The following is an 18,071-nucleotide window of genomic DNA, read 5'->3' as shown; positions in this document are numbered from 1 at the left end:
GCGACAAAGGATACCCCTCTCCCCTGGTGGGAGAGGGGGAGGGTGAGGGGGGCGCCAAGGGCGCAAACGCCAATCGGTTTCGCCATCACAGATCCACCGGCTTGCCGGTGCGCACGGACTCGTCGGCGGCGAGGCAGATGCGCAGGGATTGGATGGCGTCCTGCATGTGGCGGGAAAGGTCGACGTCCTCGGTGATGGCGCGGTGGACGTAAGCCTGTTCGGCGGCGCAAAGAGCGTCGTGGCCGGGCTCGCCTTCCATGGAGAGCATCTCGTCCTCGTGGATGAATTCGCCGGCGCCGGAAAGGTCGGCGCGGTGAATGCGGATGCGATCGGTCTTGGTGTGGGTTTCGTGGTCCGACGATTTCGCGCCCTCGTCCATGACGATCGAAACCGAGCCTTTCGGCGTCATGATGTCTTTGACGAAGAACGCGGTTTCCGAGATCATCGGGCCCCAGGCGGCCTCGTACCAGCCCACCGACCCGTCATCGAACAGCACCTGCAGATGGCCGTAATTATACATCTCTGGGGCGATATCGTCGGTGAGCCGCACGCCCATGCCGCGCACCTGGACGGGTTTGGCGTCGGTGATCTGGCACATGACGTCGACATAATGGACGCCGCAATCGACGATGGGGGAGGTGGTCTCCATCAGCGTCTTGTGGGTCTGCCAGAAGCGGCCGGCCGATTGCTGGTTGAGGTTCATGCGGAAGACGTAGGGGCCGCCGAGTTTTCGCGCCTCCGCGATCAGGCGCATCCATGAGGGGTGGTGGCGGAGAATGTAGCCGACGACGAGCTTTTTATTGAGGCGCTTGGCCGTTTCGACGACCCGTTCGGCATCGGCGACGGTGGTGGCCAGGGGCTTTTCGATGAACACATGCGCGCCCTGTTCCATCGCCGCGACGGCGTAGTCGGCGTGGGTATCCGAATAGGTGTTGATCGAAGCCAGGTCAGGGCTGGTAGCGGCGAGCGCCTCGGCGAAATCGGTGAAGTGGGGATAGGATTCCAGGCCCGCGGGCACTGGCGCGATGCCGCGGGTCACCAGCCCCACGATCTCGTAGCCGGGGCGGTTGTGATAGGCCATGGCGTGGGCTCGGCCCATATTGCCGAGGCCCGCGACGAGGACGCGGATGGTCATTTGACGGCTCCCGAGGTGATGCCGCGGATCAGCTGCCGCGAGAAGATGAGATAGAGGATCAGCACCGGCACTATGGCGAGGGTCAGCGCGGCCAGCACCGCGTTCCAATTGGTGACGAACTGGCCGATGAAGACCTGCGCGCCCAGGGTCACGGTCTTGGTGGCTTCGGCGGGGGCGAGGATCAGCGGGAACCAGAGATCGTTCCAGATGGGGATCATCGTAAAGACCGCGACCGTCGCCATGGCCGGGCGGACCAGGGGCAGGACCAGGGTGAAAAAGATGCGGTATTCGGAGAGCCCATCGACGCGGCCGGCGTTTTTGAGATCGCTCGAAACCGTGCGCATGAATTCCGAAAGGATGAAGATGGCGAGCGGAAGCCCTTGCGCGGTGTAGACCAGGATCAGCGCGGTCAATGTGTTGACCAGCCCGGAAGCCACCATCATCTGCAGGATGGCGACGGTGCCCAGGCGGATGGGGATCATGATGCCGAGCGCGAGATAGAGTCCCATCAAGGGATTGCCCTTGAAACGGTATTCGGAAAGCGCGAAGGCGGCCATGGCTCCGAACAGCAGGACGCAGGCGAGCGACACGATGGTGACGATCAGCGAGTTCTGGAAATAGAGCAGGAAATCGCCCTGGCTGGTGACGGTTTCAAAGCCGACCAGCGAGAAGCTTTCGGCATTGGGGAGGGCCAGGGGGTCGTTGAAGATGTCGCGGCGCGCCTTGAAGGCGTTGATGACGATCACGAACACCGGGAACAGCGCGATCACCGTATAGGCGAGCAGTACGGCGTGGGCGGCGATGGTGCGCGGCAGCGAGGTGCGGGCGGTAGAAGCCATCAGAACTGATACCTCCGCATGCGGGTCTGGATGCCGAAGAGATAGATGCAGACCCCGACCAGGATGATCAGGAACATCATGGTGGCGATGGTCGAGCCCATATTGACGTCGCCCTGCTGGAGCTGGAAGCCGAAGAAGGTGCGGTAGAGCAGCGTCCCCAATATGTCGGTGGAGAAATTGGGGCCGGCCTGGGCGCCTTGCGTCACGTAGATGAGGTCAAAGGCGTTGAAATTGCCCACGAAGGTGAGGATCGAGATGATGCCAATGGTGGGCAGGATCAGCGGAAGCTGAATCTTGAAGAACTGTTTGGCGCCGGTGACGCCATCGATCTCGGCCGCTTCGATCACCTCGTCGGGGATCGAGAGCAGGGCGGCGTAAATGAGCATCATGGGGATGCCCACGAACTGCCAGACCGAGACCAGCGCGAGAGTGGTCAATGCGGCGCCTTCCTGTCCGAGCCAGGGGGCGAAAAGGAAGCGCAGGCCGATGGCGTCGAGCATGTTGGGCGCGATGCCCCAGAGCGGGGAGAGGATCAACTGCCAGGCAAAGCCCACGATCACGAAGGAGAGGATGGTGGGGATGAAGATGGCGGTGCGGTAGAAACCCCTGAGGCGCAGGTTGGGGTTGGAGAGGATGGCGGCCAGAAGGACGCCGATGGGGTTCTGGACCACCATATGGATGAAGAAGAACCAGAAATTGTTGTAGAGCGCGTTCCAGAACGAAGCGGCCCAGCGCGGATCGAAGAACAGGGTCTGGAAATTTCTGAGGCCCACGAAGGCGCGCTCGCCGTCGACCGGGCCGAAGAGCGATTGGAAAAGGGTCGAGAACAGCGGAATGATCATGATGGCGGTGTAGACGAGCACCGCGGGCGCGAGGAATACCGCGATATGCCAGCGGCGCGGGGGCTTGTGCTCGGTGGTTGCCGCCATGTCGGTTGGTTTCCCTCGTGGTAAGGACGGGCGGCTGGCGCCGCCCGGAGTTTTTTGAACGATCCCCTCACCCTGGCCTTCTCCCCAGCGGGGAGAGGGAACTGTGGGTGTGGCAGTTCAGGTTCTTTTCCGCGCGCTGGGATAGGAGCAACCCTCGCCCCTTTGGGGAGAGGGTGGCCGGCAGGCCGGAGAGGGGGGCGCCGGAGGCGCGCCTACTCCTCGTACATGCCGGGCGTGTACCAGCTATCGAGACCTTCCTGGATCGCCGCGGCGGCGTCGGCAGGGGTTTCGGTGCCGGCGAGCACGTTGGAGGCGTGCAGCCAGTTGTCGTTCTCAAGGTTCGGCGTGCCGCGCGAAAGGATTTGGTAGGTCGGCCGGATGGTCGATTCACAGTTTTCGCGCCAGGAGACGAATTCGTTGGCGAGTTCGTTTTCCAGCGTCACCGGTTCGTTCGACAGCGCGAAGAAGCCGGGTAGGGCGTTGGAATAGAGCTCGGCGAATTCGGCCGAAGCCACCCAGTTGAGGAAGGTGCGGCCCGCTTCGGCGTTGGGGCTGGCGGCGTTCAGGCCGATGCCGATATCGGTGTGGTCCGAGATGTAGCAGGTGTCACCCTCGGCCGGGACCGGCGGGGGGAAGGCGCCCATGGCGAAATCGGCCTGTTCCTCAAACAGCGCGATCTCCCACGAGCCGGCCGGGAAGATGGCGGCGCGGCCGAGGGTGAAGAGGTTCTGGCTGTCGGGATAGGTTTGGGCCTGGTAACCCTCGCCGGCATATTCGCCCCAGCGGGCGAGAACTTCGAGGGGCTTGACCCATTCCTCATCGGTGAACTTGGCCTCGCCGGCGATCAGCGCCTGACGGCCTTCCTCGCCCGCCCAATAGGCCGGGCCGATATTGTGATAGCCCATGGAGGCCGCTTCCCACTGATCGACGGCGCCGATGGCGAGCGGGATATAGGTGCCGTCCTCCTGGATGGCGTCGAGCACGGCGAAGAATTCTTCCTCCGTCGTCGGCTCTTCGAGGCCCAGTTCGGCGAAGGCATCGGCGTTGTAGATAAAGCCATGGATCACCGAGGCCATGGGAACGCAGAAGGTCTGGCTGCCATCGTCGGTCGACCAAGCCGATTTGGCGACGTCGGAGAAATTTGCCATGCCTTCAAGATCGGTGAGATCGGCCAGGTGCCCGTCCTGGAAGAGGGCCAGCGAGGCATCGAACGGGCGGCAGGTGATGATGTCGCCGGCCGAGCCCGCTTCGAGCTTGGCGTTGAGCGCCGCGTTGTATTCGGTCGGCGCGGTGGGCTGGAATTCGACGTTGATCTCGGGATGGGCGGCCTCGAAGGCCGGGATCAGGGTTTGCTGCCAGATGGTCAGATCGTCATTGCGCCAGCTTTCGATGACGAGGGTGGTTTCCTGCGCCAGGAGCGGGGTGGCCGCGAGCGCAAGAACGACCCCGGCACTGCCGCTGAGCAGTTTCGATTTCGAAATCATGATGCTTCCTCTCTTTGTTGTCCCATCCGGCGCACCGGATGGGGGACTTCCTTTTGTTGCCGGGCTAGGCCTGGCCCATAAGGGCCAGCGCCGCGCGCACGACACCGCCCGATCGCAAGAGCAGGTCTCGCGCCTCGGCCGGATTCTTGGCGCCCGCGGCCAGAAGGATCGCGGGTTTGACTTCATTGCCGGCGACGCGCAGCGCGTCTGCGGCGACATCTGGGTCGACGCCGGTGACGCGCGCGACGATGCCAGTGGCGCGCAGGACGAGCTTGGCGTTGTCGGCGGTGACGTTGACCATGAGATTGTCGTGGACATGCCCCATGCGCACCCCGATCAGGGTGGAGATCATGTTGAGGGTGGCTTTTTGCGCCGTGCCCGCCGCCATGCGCGTGGAGCCAGAAATCACTTCCGCGCCGGTGGAAAGAAGGATCGCGACATCGGCCTGGTCGAGGAGCGGCGTATTGGGGTTGCCGGCGATGCCGGCGGTTCTGGCACCGGCGGCCTTGGCGGCGAGAAGGCCGGCAACGGTATAGCGGGTGGTGCCGCTGGCCGACAGGCAGATGACGAAATCGTTGGGGCCGACGCCGGCGCGGGCGATATCGGCTGCGCCCGCTTCGGCGTCGTCTTCGGGCCCGCCGAGCAGTTCTTCGGTCATCGCCTGGCCGCCAGCCATGAGGATCACGATACGATCGCGCGCGATGCCATAGGTCTGGGGGATTTCGAGCGCGTCCGATAGGGCGATGAGGCCGGGGCTGCCGGCGCCGAGATAGACGAGGCGCCCGCCGGCCCTGAGCGCGGCGACGGCGAGTTCGGCCGCCCTGGCGATGTCGGGAATGACGGTGGTGACGGCGTCGAGGCCACGCTTCTGGCCGTCGAGCAGGGCCGAGAGGATTACTTCATCCTCCCAGGCATCGAGCCCGGCATAGCGCGGATCGGCGGCTTCCGTGGACGCAAGCGCGCTCATGGCCGGATGTCCCGCGCCGCTGTTCCGATCTGCATGTCACCCCTACGCTTCATGCAATTCCTCCTGACACCTCGATAATGCCAAAAAAATACCACTTGTCCAGTGGTGTGTTACGATTTTGTGATGATCGCAGACGGGGAGGGTCCGATAGTTCTAGGATTTCAGCCGCTTTTTCCGTCTTTTGCGAATTTTCCGTTCTCATGGCTTTTCCAATGGCCTGATATTGGTATTATGTAGATCACAGGAGCGCTTCGTCATGACGCGGGGCGGGGAGCGGGCGATGACTCTGAGCATCGAGGACATTTTCCGGCAGACCGCCGCAGCGCCGGGCGGCGGGCCGCTCTATCTCAAATTGCGCCGCTCGATCGAGGATGCGGTCAGATCCGGGCTCATCAATCCCGGCGACGCGCTGCCTTCGGAGCGCGATATCGCCGCGACCGCCGACGTTTCCCGGGTGACGGTGCGCAAGGCGGTGCAGAACCTGGTGGCCGACGGGATTCTGATCCAGCGCCATGGCTCGGGGACCTTCGTTGCCCCGCGCATCGAACGCGTCGAGCAGCCGCTTTCCAGCCTCACCTCATTCACCGAGGACATGGCGCGGCGGGGCCGGACGATGACCAATCAATGGCTCGACCGCGGGCTTTACGATCCCTCCCCGCAGGAAGCTGTGGTGCTGGGCCTGGGGGCCGAGGAGAAGGTGGCGCGGGTCAACCGGCTGCGCATGGCCGACGGCAATCCGCTGGCCATCGAGCGCGCTTCGCTCGCCGCCTCGATCCTGCCCGACCCCGACAGGATCGAGGCCTCGCTTTACGCGCATCTGGAAAAGACCGGCAATCGCCCGGTGCGCGCCATCCAGCGCATCGCCGCGGTCAATCTCGGACGCCAGGACGCCGATCTGCTCGACGTGGCGGCAGGGGCGGCCAGCCTCAAGATCGAGCGCACCTCCTATCTGGCGTCGGGGAGAATCGTGGAATTCACCCGCTCCATCTATCGCGGCGACGCCTACGACTTCGTTGCCGAACTGCGCATCTAATGAAGGACTGATCGCCCGCATGACCCAGACCACCCACATGAAGCGCGAAGTGGCCGAGATCCCCAAGGCCGTCGAACGGCTCCTGACCGACGGACGCGGTGCGCTCGATGCGGCGGCCAAGGCGCTCAAATCCGCCGATCCCAATGTGATCGTGACCGTGGCGCGCGGGTCCTCGGATCATGCAGCGACCTATTTCAAATATGCGTGCGAACTGGCGACCGGGGTGCCGGTGGCTTCGGTCGGGCCCTCGGTCGCCTCGATCTACAGGGTCGATCTCAAGCTGGACCGGGCCGGGGCGATCGGGATTTCCCAATCGGGGAAAAGCCCTGATATCGTCGCCATGCTCTCGAGCGCGCGGCGCTCGGGGGCGACGGCGATCGCCATCACCAATTCGGTGGACTCGCCCCTGGCCAAAGCGGCCAATCATGTGGTGGACATCTGCGCGGGAGCGGAACACTCGGTGGCCGCCACCAAGACCTTCGTGACATCGACGGTGGCCGGGCTGGCGATCGTTGCCGGCTGGAGCGGGGACGAGCGGCTGATCCGGGTGCTCGATGCCTTGCCCGAGGCGCTGGACAATGCGCTCGCATGCGATTGGTCGGCGCTGGTGGAGGCGACGGCGGACGTCAGCTCCCTCTATGTGCTCGGGCGCGGGCCGGGGGCGGCGATCGCCAGCGAAGCGGCTTTGAAGTTCAAGGAAACCTCGGGGCTTCATGCCGAAGCCTATTCGACAGCCGAAGTGCTGCACGGGCCGGCGGCGATCGTCGAGCGCGGCTTTCCGGTGCTGGCGCTTTCGGTGGCCGACAAGGCGCGGCCTTCGATCCTCGAAACCTGTTCGCGGCTGGCGCAGCAGGGGGGCACGGTGTTTGTCACCGATCCCGAACCGGGGGCCGGAACGGCCCTGCCGGTGGCGCGCACTGGGCATCCGCTGACCGATCCGATCGCGCTGGTGGTTTCGTTCTATGGCTTCATCGAAGCGCTCGCCCGGCGGCGCGGGTTCAACCCCGACGAGCCTCCCCATCTGCGCAAAGTGACGGCAACGCTATGACGCAATCGATTTCCGGCGCGCCGATCTTTGATGGAGAAGCCTGGCACGAGGGGCGGGCGCTGCTCGTCGCCGATGGCGTCGTAAAGGGCATCGCGCCCTTGGCCGATGTTCCGGCTGACGCCGATCGGATCGAATTGTCCGGCGGCATGCTGGTGCCCGGCTTTATCGACCTGCAGGTCAACGGCGCGGGCGGGGTGCTGTTCAACGAGGACCGCACCGTCGAGGGGCTGGAAACGCTTTGCGCCGCCAATTTCCAGTTCGGCACCACGGCGCTGTTGCCGACGCTGGTGACCGATACGCGGGAAGTGACGCGCGAGGCGCTCGATGCGGGTATCGCGGCCCATGCGGCGGGCGTCAAAGGTTTTGCCGGGCTCCATATCGAGGGGCCGCATCTTTCCGTGGCGCGCAAGGGTGCGCACAATCCCGATTATATCCGGCCCATGGAGGAGGCCGATCTCGCGGCCCTGCTCGACGCGCGGGCGAAAATGCCGGCGCTGCTCACCACCGTGGCGGTGGAATCGGTTGCGCCCGATCAGATCGCCCGGCTTGCTGCGGGCGGGGTGACGGTCTCGCTGGGCCATTCCGATACCGGACACGCGGGCGCGGTGGCCGCTTTTGAAGCGGGCGCTTCGATGGTGACGCATCTGTTCAACGCCATGAGCCAATTGGGAAATCGCGAGCCGGGGCTGGTGGGCGCGGCGCTCAGCCAGGGAGTCTGGGCGGGACTGATCGCCGACGGTATCCATGTCGATCCGACCAGCATCGGAGTGGCGCTGCGGGCCAAGACCGAGCCGGGCAGGATTTTCCTCGTGACCGACGCCATGTCGCCCATGGGGACCGATATGGACGGATTTACTCTTAACGGCCGCTGGATCGCGCGGGCCGATGGGGCCTTGCGGCTGGCCGATGGGACATTGGCGGGTGCCGATCTCACCATGATCGAGGCGGTGCGGTACATGTACCGCACCCTGGGATTGCCGCTCGACGAAGTGCTCAGGATGGCATCGCTTTATCCGGCGCAGGCGATAGGCGCCGGCGCGATGGGGCATCTGGGCGCCGGCGCAGCGGCGTCGATGGTGCACCTGTCCGATGGGGTCGAGGTGGCAGGTGTTTGGGTGAAGGGCGAGAGGGTGGTGGGGTAGGCCGCTGACGGTGGGGATCGTGCTGGCTCAGCGCCCCCTCATCCCCGGCCCTTCTCCCACCAGGGGAGAAGGGGCTCTCCTTGCGGTGCCAGTGCTCCTGCTTAAGCGCTGCCCGAGTTGTCCTCTCAACGGCATTTCACGCGCTCACTGCCCGGTCCAGCACGTCCATTTCGCTGACGGCGTCGGCGAGGGTCGTGCGGTCGAGGACGGCGCGGGTGGCGTCGGTGACCTTGGAGAAGACGTGGCGGATTTCGCAATCGGCCTCGCTCTTGCAATCGATGCAGCGGCGATAGGCGATTTTCGACAGGCACGGCAGCGGAGCGATGGGGCCGTCGATGATGCGCAAGACCTCCCCGAAGCTGGTCTGGCCGGGGGCCTTGAGCAGCAGATAGCCGCCCGACTTGCCGCGCTTGGACATGACGATGCCGTTGCGCTTGAGTTCGAGCAGGATCTGTTCGAGGAATTTTTTCGGGATGTCCTGGTCGGCGGCGATTTCCGAGATCATCAGGCTTTCGCCCTCGCCGGCGCGGGTGAGCGCCACGAGCGCACGCAACGCGTAGCGGGCTTTCTGCGAGATCATCGACACGGAAACGCGCGCTCCTTTCGAAAGAGGTGAGGCAACCACGGCAGTCCTGTCATAATTGCCGCGGCAAATGGGCGCAAGGACTATACTACTTGACCTTTCGTCGAGGTTTCGCGTTGGGTGCGATCAGGCGGGAGTTCGAAAGGAGGGCGCCATGGCGCGGGCGACGGGAATGGGAGGCGTGTTCTTTCGCGCCGGCGACACCGAGGCGCTGGCCAGATGGTATGAAACCCATCTGGGTGTCACGGGCTTTTGGGAGCAGGAGGCGGGAATGACCGTTTTTGCCCCGTTCCGGCGGGATACCGATTATTTCCCGCCGGACAAGCAGTGGATGATCAATTTCCGCGTTGACGATCTTACAGCGCTCATGGACGAGCTTGCCGCGGCCGGGATCGCCATCGAGACGCGGGCCGAGTGGGATACGCCCGAGACCGGCCGCTTTGCGCGCATCCATGATCCGGAGGGCAATCCGATCGAGCTTTGGGAACCGGCGGCGGGTTGATATCGGTGCCTGGACGCTTGGCTGGTGCCGCGTTGGATTTCGGGAGCAAGTCCCGGAATGACAGCCTAGGATTGTGGGCGGCTGGGCCGAACGACCGCCGCGCGTTGCCGGAAACCGGATGCTCTAGCGGCCGGCAGCGGAGAGCGCTTGGATCTGGTCGGCGGTGAGCTCGAGCCGGGCGCCGCGGGCGAGGCTTTCCACCTGCTCGACCGAAGTCGCCGAGGCAATGGGTGCGGTAACCCCGGGCTGGGCGGCGAGCCAGGCGAGTGCGATTTCCGCATGGCTGGCGCCGGTCTCCCCTGCCACCTTGTCCATGGCGGCAAGGATGGCAAAGCCCTTGTCGTTGAGATATTTGCCCATCGCACCGCCGCGCTGGGATTTGTCGAAATCGGCCTCGCTGCGGTATTTGCCGGTGAGGAACCCCGAGGCGAGGCCGTAATAGACGATCACCCCGATCTTTTCGGCCAGCACCAGTTCCTGCACCTCACCCTCGAAGCTCTCGCGCGAATAGAGATTGTATTCGTTTTCCAGCACCCGATAGCGCGGCAGGCTTTCGCTGGCCGAGACCTCGAGCGCTGCCGAGAGCAGGGGCGCATCGTAGTTCGAGCAGCCGATATGGCCGACCTTGCCACTCTCGATCAGCTTTTCGAAGGCGCGCAACGTTTCTTCATGGGTGACCTCGGGGTCGGGCCAATGGGCGAAATAGAGATCGATGTGATCGACGCCGAGCCGGCGCAGCGAGGCTTCGCAGGCCTGTTCGACATAGGCGGCCGAAAGATCCTTCTCGTCCCGGTCGAGACGTGTGCCGACCTTGGTGGCGATGGCCATCTTGTGGCGGTTGCCGCGTGATTTGAGCCAGTTGCCGATGATGGTTTCCGAAACGCCGCCCGGATTGCCCGGCACCCATTTGGAATAGGAATCGGCGGTGTCGATCATCGTGAAACCCTCCCCGGCATAGGCGTCGAGCACCGCAAAGCTCTGCGCTTCATCCAGCGTCCAGCCGAAGACATTGCCGCCCAGAACCAGCGGTTCGATGGAAATGGACGTTTGGCCGAGGCGGCGGAGGGGCATGGGAAGCTCCTTTTTACACTGGAGGGGCAGGAGGAGGGGCGGGCCGGTCAATCCCGGCGCGGCGGAAAGGTGGAATGGAAATGTTCGAGCCCCTCGGGGGTAAAGAGCACGGCGCGGCTTTTGGCGTCGCGCCGGGCCCAGCCCAGGGCTTCGATGCGGGAAAACAGGGCGCGGCCAAGGCTGCCGGCCAGATGCGAGCGGCGCTCGCTCCAGTCGAGGCATTCGCGGCAAAGCGCGCCGCGCGCGCGACCGAGCGCGACAAGATCGATGCCGAAGGATTCAAGGAACGAAACCCCTTGTGGCGAGACGCCCAAACCACCAGCGGAGAGTTCGAGCACCTGCCGGGCGCGAAGGCTTTCGAACATCTGCACGCCCAGATCGCCGGCCAGATGGTTGTAGCAGACCCGCGCGGTGCGCAGGGCGGTGTCGGCAGGGCCGGTGCGGGTGCGCAGATGGCCGGAGCGGGCGGCAAGGCCCATGAGCGTTTCGAGCGCGCTCGCCACATCGGAACTGGCCAGGGCGAAATAGCGATGCCGCCCCTGTCGGCGCATGACCAGCATACCGCCTTCGCGCAGCTTGCCCAGATGGGCGCTGGCGGTTTGCAGCGTGATGCCCGCTTCCGAGGCGAGCTCGGTTGCGGTCAGCGCTTTGCCGCTCATCAGGGCGACAAGCATGTTGGCGCGGGCCGGTTCCCCGATGAGCGCTGCGGCATGGGTGATGTCGGGACCTTCCTTCATAGTTCGATGCTAGCCGAAGCATGGGCGCTGTGCAAGGTGATAGAAGGGGACGCAACCAGAGGAGCCAAAACTATGCTGACCTGCGTGATCCGCTATGAGATCGAGCCGACCAAAACGGAGATGTTTGCCGCCTATGCCCGCAATTGGGGCCAGGCCATTCCGCGCTGTGGTGCGGAGCTGACCGGTTATTTCGCGCCCCATGAGGGGTCGGCGACGCTCGCTTATGGCATCTACGATATCGAGAGCCTTGCCGCATACGAAGCCTATCGCGCCCGGCTGGCGCAGGACCCGTTGGGGCGGGAGAACTACGCCTTCGCCATGCGCGAGGGGTTCATCCGGCGCGAAGACCGGACGTTTTTGCGGCGAGTCGACCAATGATCGCCGTCATCTTTGAAATGGAGCCTCAGGCCGGACGCCGGGACCAATATCTCGATATCGCCGCAACGCTGCGGCCGCGACTCGAAACCATAGAGGGGTTCATCTCGGTCGAGCGATTCGAGAGCCTTTCGACGCCGGGCAAGGTGCTGTCGCTGTCGTTCTTCGAAAGCGAGGCGGCGGTGGCGGCCTGGCGCAACACCGAGGAGCACCGGCAGGCCCAGAAGGCGGGACGGGAACGGGTTTTTGCCGGCTATCGGCTCCGGGTGGCGCATGTGCTGCGCGATTATGGCAAGACCGAACGGGACGAGGCGCCCGCCGACAGCCGCGCCATCCATGGCGATTAGCCTCTGATTCACCCTCAGGTCGGGGTTTTCGCCGCCCGGACGGCTTGCGCAACAGGAGGGCACAAAAAATTTTTGCCAACAATTTCCGCGCATCGTACCGGTAAGTACGCTCAAACGCCCCGGAATTTGGCCATTTTTTGACCAAGCGGTCAAGAAAGGTCAATAAAGTTGACGCAAACGTTCCGGACTTACCCATTGCGCGATCAAACAAAAGACGCTTTGTTGCCGTCTCGGCGCGCAGCGCGCTTAGCGTTGCTGGCCCCAAGTCGCAGGGAGGGATCATCATGCAAAACGATAATCCCTGCACAAGAAGATCAACAGAGAGTGTTCATTCGTCCGGCCGTGCAGTTTCGACATATTAGACCCGAGCGTCAGTATTTCGTGCCTGCTCAGCGGGGGTGGGCGCGTTCTGTTTGATGGCATTCACCACCGGTGGCCGGCAACGCCACCGGTGGTGATTTCATTTTCAAGGGGAATTCAATATGCGAAATAAGCTTACCGGCATCGCGGCGGCCCTTCTGGCCTCCTCCATGCTCGTGGGGGCAGCCAGCGCGGAAACGCTCCGCTGGGCCCGCAATTCGGACGCGCTCACGCTCGACCCGCACTCCCAGAACCAGGGCACGACCCACACCTTCAATCACCATATCTACGAAACGCTGCTCGACCGCGACGTGGAAGGCAACCTCCAGCCTCGCCTGGCGACCGACTGGTACGTCAAGGAAGGCGACGAGACCGTATGGGTGTTCGAGCTGCGCGAAGGGGTGACTTTCCACGAAGGCCAGGAGTTCACCGCCGAGGACGTGGTGTTCTCAATCGAGCGCGCCAAGAGCGAGAATTCCAACATGCGTCAGCTCCATGCTGACGTCGAGAGCGTCACCGCCGTGGACGACTACACAGTCGAATTCCAGATGGCCGGTCCCTCCCCGCTCTATCCCAACAACGTCACCAACACCTTCATCATGGATGCCGGCTGGTCGGAAGAACACGACCTGCAGGAAGTCCAGGATTTTGGCGCTGGTGAAGACAATTATGCCGTGCGCAACACCAACGGCACCGGCCCCTACGTGCTCGCCGAGCGCGATCCGGACGTGCGTTCGGTCCTGACGCTCAACGAGAACTGGTGGGGCGAAGCCCCGGCGGTGACCGAGATTATCTATACCCCGATCGCCGACGATGCGACCCGGGTTGCCGCGCTGCTGTCGGGCGAAGTCGATCTCGTCCAGGACGTGCCGGTGCAGGATATCGAGCGCCTGGCGGGCACTCAGGGCATCAAGGTCGAGACCGGCCCGGAGAACCGCACCATCTATTTCGGCTACGCCATGGACGACGAGCCGCTGCTTTCCTCGGACCTTGAGGAAAACCCCTTCGCCAACCCGCAGGTGCGCGAAGCGATCCAACTCGCCGTCGACCGTCAGGCCATCCAGCAGATCGTGATGCGCGGCCAGTCGATCCCCACCTGTGTCAACATGCCTCCGTTCGTCAACGGCTGGACCGAAGAGCTCGATGCCTGCCCTGAGCCCGATCTGGAGCGCGCCCGCGAACTGATGGCCGAGGCCGGCTATCCCGATGGCTTCTCGGTGACGCTGGACACGCCCAATGACCGCTACGTCAATGACGAGGCGATCTCCCAGGCCGTGGTTGGCATGCTCGGCCAGATCGGCATCGACGTGACGCTCGCGTCCCGCCCGATCGCCCAGCACTCGCCGCTGATCCTCAATAACGAGACCGACTTCTATCTTCTGGGCTGGGGCGTGCCGACCTTTGACTCGGCTTATATCTTCAACGACCTGGTCCACACCAAGACCGACGAATATGGCACCTACAATATCGGGCTCTATTCGAACCCCGAGGTCGACGAGATGATCCAGTCGCTGGGCACGATGACCGACATCGACGCCCGCAACCAGGTGATCGCCGATATATGGGAGCAGGTGCAGGAAGATAATCTGTTCCTCACCATCCACGTCCAGGTGCTGGCCTATGCGATGCGCGACGACATGACCCTCGCGGTGCATCCGGAAAACCAGCCCAACATGACCACGGTCACCTTCGAATAGACCGGCGGTTCCCGAACGCGCCGCGCCACGGCTCTCTCGTTGTGGCGCGGCGTTTCGTTTGATGCGCCGGCCTGGCGTTTGTTCCAGCGGCGAATTCCTATACACTTTGATCGCGACTGATCAGGCCGCCCGTCCGGGGCCGGCCCACGATTCCGCGAAAGCGCTTTACGGAGACCACCATGCTGGCCTTCATACTCAAACGGCTCGGACAAGCCATATTGGTGATGCTCGCCGTTTCGCTCATCGCCTTCATCATGTTCCGCTATGTGGGCGATCCGGTCGCTTCGCTGGTCAGTCAGGAAGCCTCTATCGCCGACCAGGAGCAGCTCCGCGAGCGGCTGGGGCTTAACGATCCGGCTTATGAGCAGTATTTCCGGTTCCTCGGCAACGCCATCCAGGGCCAGTTCGGCATTTCCTATCGCCTGCAGACGCCGGTGGCCGACCTGATCCTTTCGCGTCTGCCCGCCACCATCGAATTGGCGCTGGTTTCCGCCACGATCGCCCTGACGCTGGGGATCGTCTTGGGGGTGTTTACCGCCCTCAACCCCAAGAACTGGGCGGCCGCCGGGGTCATGGCATTCTCGCTGATCGGGGTGTCGCTGCCCACTTTCCTCATCGGTATCGGGCTCATCTACGTCTTTGCCGTCGAGCTGCAATGGCTGCCCAGCTTCGGGCGCGGCGAGGTGGTGGATCTGGGCTGGTGGCACACCGGCTTTTTGACCGAGAGCGGGCTGCGCTCGATCATCCTGCCGGCCATCACGCTGTCGCTGTTTCAGATGACGCTGATCATGCGCTTGGTGCGCGCCGAGATGATGGAGGTGCTGCGCCAGGATTACATCAAGTTCGCGCGGGCCCGCGGGCTCTCCAAGCGCGCCATCAATTTCGGGCATGCGCTCAAGAACACCTTGGTGCCGGTGATCACCATTACCGGGCTGCAACTGGGGTCGGTCATCGCCTTCGCGATCGTCACCGAAACGGTATTCCAGTGGCCGGGCGTGGGCTCGCTGTTCGTCAATTCGGTGGCCGTCGTCGACGTGCCGGTGATGGCGGCATACCTGATGTTCATCGCCTTCGTGTTCGTCGCGATCAACCTGATCGTGGATATTCTTTATTACGTCGTCGACCCGCGCCTGCGGATCGGTGGCCCGGCTCGGGGGAACTGACCCATGAGTGAAATTTCAGCCCAGGCACCCAGAGGGCGCCTCGCCAAGATCATCGATTCCGACATCTTTTATTCCTACCGCACCTCGCCGGTGGCCATTGTCGCCTCGATCGTTGCGGTGGTGCTGATCCTAGCCGCCATCCTGGCGCCCTGGATCGCCCCCTACGATCCATTCAATCCGCGCACGCTCAATCTCATGGATGGGTTCACCCCGCCCATGAGCGAAAGTTTTGCGGGCAATTACTTCCTTCTGGGCGCCGACCATCAGGGCCGCGACGTGCTCTCGACCATCCTGCACGGCTCCCGCGTATCGCTGTTCGTCGGCCTTTCGGCCACCATTTTCGCCATGGTGCTGGGGGTTGGGCTGGGGCTCGTCGCCGGCTATCGCGGCGGGCTGGTCGATGCCATCATCATGCGCATCGCCGATATCCAGCTTTCGTTTCCGGCCATCCTTATCGCGCTTTTGATCTTTGGCGTGGCGCGCGGGCTGATCCCGCCCAGCCAGCAGGAAAACACTGCGCTCGTGGTGCTGATCCTTGCCATCGGGCTTTCCAACTGGGCTCAGTTCGCCCGCACGGTGCGCGGCGCGACCATGGTCGAGCGGCAGAAGGATTATGTGTCCGCCGCCCGGATCATGGGGGTCAATCCCATTGTGATCCTGGTGCGTCACATCCTGCCCAATGTGGTGGGGCCGGTGCTGGTCATCGCCACCATCGGGCTGGCCCTCGCCATCATTGAGGAGGCGACATTGTCCTTCCTCGGTGTCGGCGTGCCCCCGACCCAGCCTTCGCTCGGAACGCTGATCCGCATCGGGCAGCAATTCCTGTTTTCCGGCGAATGGTGGATCCTGTTCTTCCCCGCCGTGACGCTTGTCCTGCTTGCCCTGTCGGTCAACCTGCTCGGTGACTGGTTGCGCGACGCGCTCAACCCGAGGCTGCGCTGATGACTGAACCGCTTCTGTCCGTAAAGGACCTCAAGGTCGTCTTCCACCTGCGGCGTGGCGACTTCACCGCGGTCGACGGGATTTCCTTCGATATCATGCCCGGCGAAGTGCTGGGCGTGGTTGGGGAATCCGGGGCTGGCAAATCGATGACCGGCACCGCCATCATGGGGCTGGTCGACCGGCCCGGCGAGGTGAGCGCCGCCGAAATCAAGTTGAAGGGCGAGCGCATCGACGGGCTCGACGAGGAAGGCTACCGCAAGATTCGCGGGCGCCGGATCGGCATGGTGTTCCAGGATCCGCTGACCTCGCTCAACCCGCTTTATACGGTGGGCGAGCAATTGATCGAGACCATCCGCCGTCACCTGCCGATGTCGCAGGACCAGGCAAGAAAGCGCGCCATCGAGCTTTTGACCGATGCGGGCATCCCCAATCCCGAAGAGCGCATCAACGCCTATCCGCACCAGTTTTCGGGCGGCATGCGCCAGCGCGTGGTGATCTCGCTGGCGCTGGCCGCCGAGCCCGAACTGGTGATCGCCGACGAACCCACATCGGCGCTCGACGTTTCGGTGCAGGCACAGATCATCAAGGTTTTGAAGCGCCTGTGCGCCGAACGCGGCGTGGCGGTGATGCTGATTACCCACGATATGGGGGTGATCGCCGAGGCCGCCGACCGCATGATCGTGATGAACAAGGGCAAGATCGTCGAAACGGGAACGGTGGGCGACATCATCCACCGGCCCAAGGAGCCCTATACCCAAAAGCTGATCGAGGCGATTCCCTCGATCAAGGCGCAGAATCCGCGCTTTGCCGCCGCCGCCGCGCAAGGGGGCGGTTTCGCTTCGGAAAAGACCGATGCTCCACTGGTGGTTGTCGAGGGACTGTCCAAGGAATTCGACCTCTCGCCCTCGATGCTGAGTCGGGTGTTCGGCGGCAGCCGTAAGATCGTCAAGGCGGTCAACGATGTGTCGTTCTCGATCCAGAAGGGCCAGACCTATGGCCTTGTCGGGGAATCGGGATCGGGAAAATCGACCTGCGCGCGCATGCTGGTGGGACTGCTCGAGCCCACGGCAGGCTCGGTCAAGCTCGAGGGCACCGACATCTGGCGCGACAGGGACGCCCTGGCCAAGCGGCGTTCGAAAATCCAGATGATCTTCCAGGACCCTTATGCCAGCCTCAATCCGCGTTGGCGGGTGGGCGAGATCATCGCCGAGCCGATGCGGGCGCTGGGGATTTCGCGCAATGGAAGCGAGATCGGCGATCGGGTGGCAGACCTTCTGCGCCGCGTGCGGCTGGACCCCGAGGCGATGCGGAAATATCCGCACGAGTTCTCGGGCGGGCAGCGCCAGCGCATTGCCATCGCCCGGGCGCTTTCGAGCCAGCCCGAATTCATCATCTGCGATGAGCCGACCTCGGCTCTGGACGTTTCCGTCCAGGCCCAGGTGCTCGAACTGATGAGCCAGCTCCAGGAGGAGTTCGGGCTGACCTATCTGCTGATCAGCCACAACCTGGCGGTGGTGCGTCAGATGGCCGACGCGGTGGGCGTGCTCCACAATGGCGTACTGGTCGAAAACGGGCCGGTCGAGGATATCTTCGGAGCGCCCAAGGCCGACTACACCAAGATGCTGCTCGACGCGGTGCCCGATATCGCCAAGGTGGCGTAGGCGCCGCCCAAAACCCGCCACGATTGAAGCGCCCCATCGGCTTCGCGCCGGGGGGC

Annotated in this window: 18 protein-coding genes; 10 read left to right on the top strand and 8 right to left on the bottom strand. The window is 63.8% G+C overall.

Features of this window, described 5'->3' with window-relative positions; all coding sequences use genetic code 11:
• Positions 1 to 85: 85 nt before the first annotated feature.
• From NO934_RS06220 to NO934_RS06200, 5 genes are all read right to left on the bottom strand, one after another.
• On the bottom strand, positions 86 to 1,135 hold the full coding sequence (locus NO934_RS06220; RefSeq protein ID WP_309162966.1) for a Gfo/Idh/MocA family oxidoreductase: 1,050 nt from the start codon (positions 1,133 to 1,135) through the stop codon (positions 86 to 88).
• Complete coding sequence (locus tag NO934_RS06215; RefSeq protein WP_309162965.1) at positions 1,132 to 1,974, bottom strand: carbohydrate ABC transporter permease; 843 nt, start codon at positions 1,972 to 1,974, stop codon at positions 1,132 to 1,134. Before NO934_RS06215 ends, NO934_RS06220 begins: the two co-directional genes overlap by 4 nt.
• Positions 1,974 to 2,903 (bottom strand): sugar ABC transporter permease, encoded by a 930-nt coding sequence (locus NO934_RS06210; protein WP_309162964.1) that lies wholly within the window; start codon positions 2,901 to 2,903, stop codon positions 1,974 to 1,976. The genes NO934_RS06215 and NO934_RS06210 overlap by 1 nt, the downstream gene beginning before the upstream one ends.
• Before the next feature lie 212 nt (positions 2,904 to 3,115).
• Positions 3,116 to 4,387 (bottom strand): ABC transporter substrate-binding protein, encoded by a 1,272-nt coding sequence (locus NO934_RS06205; RefSeq protein WP_309162962.1) that lies wholly within the window; start codon positions 4,385 to 4,387, stop codon positions 3,116 to 3,118.
• Positions 4,388 to 4,451: 64 nt separating this feature from the next.
• Entirely contained in the window at positions 4,452 to 5,354 is a 903-nt protein-coding gene (locus NO934_RS06200) for an N-acetylmuramic acid 6-phosphate etherase (protein ID WP_309162961.1), read from the bottom strand.
• A gap of 280 nt (positions 5,355 to 5,634) precedes the next feature.
• Here NO934_RS06200 and NO934_RS06195 point away from each other — a divergent pair, with 280 nt between their 5' ends.
• The 3 genes from NO934_RS06195 to nagA are packed head-to-tail and all read left to right on the top strand — an operon-like array spanning position 5,635 to position 8,577.
• Entirely contained in the window at positions 5,635 to 6,387 is a 753-nt protein-coding gene (locus NO934_RS06195; RefSeq protein ID WP_309162960.1) for a GntR family transcriptional regulator, read from the top strand.
• Between the two features lie 19 nt (positions 6,388 to 6,406).
• Positions 6,407 to 7,435, top strand: a complete 1,029-nt coding sequence (locus NO934_RS06190; RefSeq protein WP_309162959.1) for an SIS domain-containing protein — start codon at positions 6,407 to 6,409, stop codon at positions 7,433 to 7,435.
• Positions 7,432 to 8,577, top strand: coding sequence for an N-acetylglucosamine-6-phosphate deacetylase (gene nagA, locus NO934_RS06185; protein WP_309162958.1), 1,146 nt, complete (start codon positions 7,432 to 7,434; stop codon positions 8,575 to 8,577). The genes NO934_RS06190 and nagA overlap by 4 nt, the downstream gene beginning before the upstream one ends.
• A gap of 136 nt (positions 8,578 to 8,713) precedes the next feature.
• On the opposite strand, the gene NO934_RS06180 is transcribed toward nagA, so the two are convergent.
• A complete protein-coding gene (locus NO934_RS06180) occupies positions 8,714 to 9,157 on the bottom strand; it encodes an Rrf2 family transcriptional regulator (protein ID WP_309163662.1) in 444 nt (147 codons plus the stop codon).
• A 157-nt stretch (positions 9,158 to 9,314) separates the two neighbouring features.
• Here NO934_RS06180 and NO934_RS06175 point away from each other — a divergent pair, with 157 nt between their 5' ends.
• Positions 9,315 to 9,662 carry a VOC family protein gene (locus tag NO934_RS06175; protein ID WP_309162957.1) on the top strand — a complete coding sequence of 116 codons (348 nt, stop codon included), beginning with the start codon at positions 9,315 to 9,317 and terminating at the stop codon, positions 9,660 to 9,662.
• A 123-nt stretch (positions 9,663 to 9,785) separates the two neighbouring features.
• Here the strand turns inward: NO934_RS06175 and NO934_RS06170 are convergent, their stop codons facing one another.
• Both NO934_RS06170 and NO934_RS06165 read right to left on the bottom strand, forming a co-directional pair.
• Positions 9,786 to 10,733, bottom strand: coding sequence for an aldo/keto reductase (locus NO934_RS06170; protein ID WP_309162956.1), 948 nt, complete (start codon positions 10,731 to 10,733; stop codon positions 9,786 to 9,788).
• A gap of 47 nt (positions 10,734 to 10,780) precedes the next feature.
• Complete coding sequence (locus NO934_RS06165; protein WP_309162955.1) at positions 10,781 to 11,470, bottom strand: winged helix-turn-helix domain-containing protein; 690 nt, start codon at positions 11,468 to 11,470, stop codon at positions 10,781 to 10,783.
• Positions 11,471 to 11,542: 72 nt separating this feature from the next.
• Between NO934_RS06165 and NO934_RS06160 the strand changes: the two genes are divergently transcribed.
• From NO934_RS06160 to NO934_RS06135, 6 genes are all read left to right on the top strand, one after another.
• The gene (locus NO934_RS06160) at positions 11,543 to 11,848 is read left to right on the top strand and encodes an NIPSNAP family protein (protein ID WP_309162954.1); all 306 of its coding nucleotides are present in this window, start codon (positions 11,543 to 11,545) and stop codon (positions 11,846 to 11,848) included.
• Positions 11,845 to 12,192, top strand: coding sequence for an antibiotic biosynthesis monooxygenase (locus tag NO934_RS06155; RefSeq protein ID WP_309162953.1), 348 nt, complete (start codon positions 11,845 to 11,847; stop codon positions 12,190 to 12,192). Before NO934_RS06160 ends, NO934_RS06155 begins: the two co-directional genes overlap by 4 nt.
• A gap of 482 nt (positions 12,193 to 12,674) precedes the next feature.
• On the top strand, positions 12,675 to 14,249 hold the full coding sequence (locus NO934_RS06150; RefSeq protein WP_309162952.1) for an ABC transporter substrate-binding protein: 1,575 nt from the start codon (positions 12,675 to 12,677) through the stop codon (positions 14,247 to 14,249).
• Positions 14,250 to 14,428: 179 nt separating this feature from the next.
• Positions 14,429 to 15,412, top strand: a complete 984-nt coding sequence (locus NO934_RS06145) for an ABC transporter permease (RefSeq protein WP_309162951.1) — start codon at positions 14,429 to 14,431, stop codon at positions 15,410 to 15,412.
• A gap of 3 nt (positions 15,413 to 15,415) precedes the next feature.
• Positions 15,416 to 16,354, top strand: coding sequence for an ABC transporter permease (locus NO934_RS06140; RefSeq protein ID WP_309162950.1), 939 nt, complete (start codon positions 15,416 to 15,418; stop codon positions 16,352 to 16,354).
• Positions 16,354 to 18,015, top strand: a complete 1,662-nt coding sequence (locus NO934_RS06135; protein WP_309162949.1) for an ABC transporter ATP-binding protein — start codon at positions 16,354 to 16,356, stop codon at positions 18,013 to 18,015. Before NO934_RS06140 ends, NO934_RS06135 begins: the two co-directional genes overlap by 1 nt.
• The last annotated feature ends 56 nt before the right edge of the window (positions 18,016 to 18,071 follow it).

Origin of the sequence: Pelagibacterium sp. H642 (assembly GCF_031202855.1) — a bacterium.
Classification (GTDB): Bacteria; Pseudomonadota; Alphaproteobacteria; order Rhizobiales; family Devosiaceae; genus Pelagibacterium.
The sequence above is the reverse complement of the archived record's forward strand: the minus strand, read 5'-3'. Positions and strand labels throughout refer to the sequence as shown.

Bases quoted from the DNA above. Each gene is read 5' to 3' on its own strand.
- NO934_RS06220 (WP_309162966.1), bottom strand. From the start codon at position 1,135: ATGACCATCCGCGTCCTCGTCGCGGGCCTCGGCAATATGGGCCGAGCC.
- NO934_RS06215 (WP_309162965.1), bottom strand. From the start codon at position 1,974: ATGGCTTCTACCGCCCGCACCTCGCTGCCGCGCACCATCGCCGCCCAC.
- NO934_RS06210 (WP_309162964.1), bottom strand. From the start codon at position 2,903: ATGGCGGCAACCACCGAGCACAAGCCCCCGCGCCGCTGGCATATCGCG.
- NO934_RS06205 (WP_309162962.1), bottom strand. From the start codon at position 4,387: ATGATTTCGAAATCGAAACTGCTCAGCGGCAGTGCCGGGGTCGTTCTT.
- NO934_RS06200 (WP_309162961.1), bottom strand. From the start codon at position 5,354: ATGAGCGCGCTTGCGTCCACGGAAGCCGCCGATCCGCGCTATGCCGGG.
- NO934_RS06195 (WP_309162960.1), top strand. From the start codon at position 5,635: ATGACTCTGAGCATCGAGGACATTTTCCGGCAGACCGCCGCAGCGCCG.
- NO934_RS06190 (WP_309162959.1), top strand. From the start codon at position 6,407: ATGACCCAGACCACCCACATGAAGCGCGAAGTGGCCGAGATCCCCAAG.
- nagA (WP_309162958.1), top strand. From the start codon at position 7,432: ATGACGCAATCGATTTCCGGCGCGCCGATCTTTGATGGAGAAGCCTGG.
- NO934_RS06180 (WP_309163662.1), bottom strand. From the start codon at position 9,157: ATGATCTCGCAGAAAGCCCGCTACGCGTTGCGTGCGCTCGTGGCGCTC.
- NO934_RS06175 (WP_309162957.1), top strand. From the start codon at position 9,315: ATGGCGCGGGCGACGGGAATGGGAGGCGTGTTCTTTCGCGCCGGCGAC.
- NO934_RS06170 (WP_309162956.1), bottom strand. From the start codon at position 10,733: ATGCCCCTCCGCCGCCTCGGCCAAACGTCCATTTCCATCGAACCGCTG.
- NO934_RS06165 (WP_309162955.1), bottom strand. From the start codon at position 11,470: ATGAAGGAAGGTCCCGACATCACCCATGCCGCAGCGCTCATCGGGGAA.
- NO934_RS06160 (WP_309162954.1), top strand. From the start codon at position 11,543: ATGCTGACCTGCGTGATCCGCTATGAGATCGAGCCGACCAAAACGGAG.
- NO934_RS06155 (WP_309162953.1), top strand. From the start codon at position 11,845: ATGATCGCCGTCATCTTTGAAATGGAGCCTCAGGCCGGACGCCGGGAC.
- NO934_RS06150 (WP_309162952.1), top strand. From the start codon at position 12,675: ATGCGAAATAAGCTTACCGGCATCGCGGCGGCCCTTCTGGCCTCCTCC.
- NO934_RS06145 (WP_309162951.1), top strand. From the start codon at position 14,429: ATGCTGGCCTTCATACTCAAACGGCTCGGACAAGCCATATTGGTGATG.
- NO934_RS06140 (WP_309162950.1), top strand. From the start codon at position 15,416: ATGAGTGAAATTTCAGCCCAGGCACCCAGAGGGCGCCTCGCCAAGATC.
- NO934_RS06135 (WP_309162949.1), top strand. From the start codon at position 16,354: ATGACTGAACCGCTTCTGTCCGTAAAGGACCTCAAGGTCGTCTTCCAC.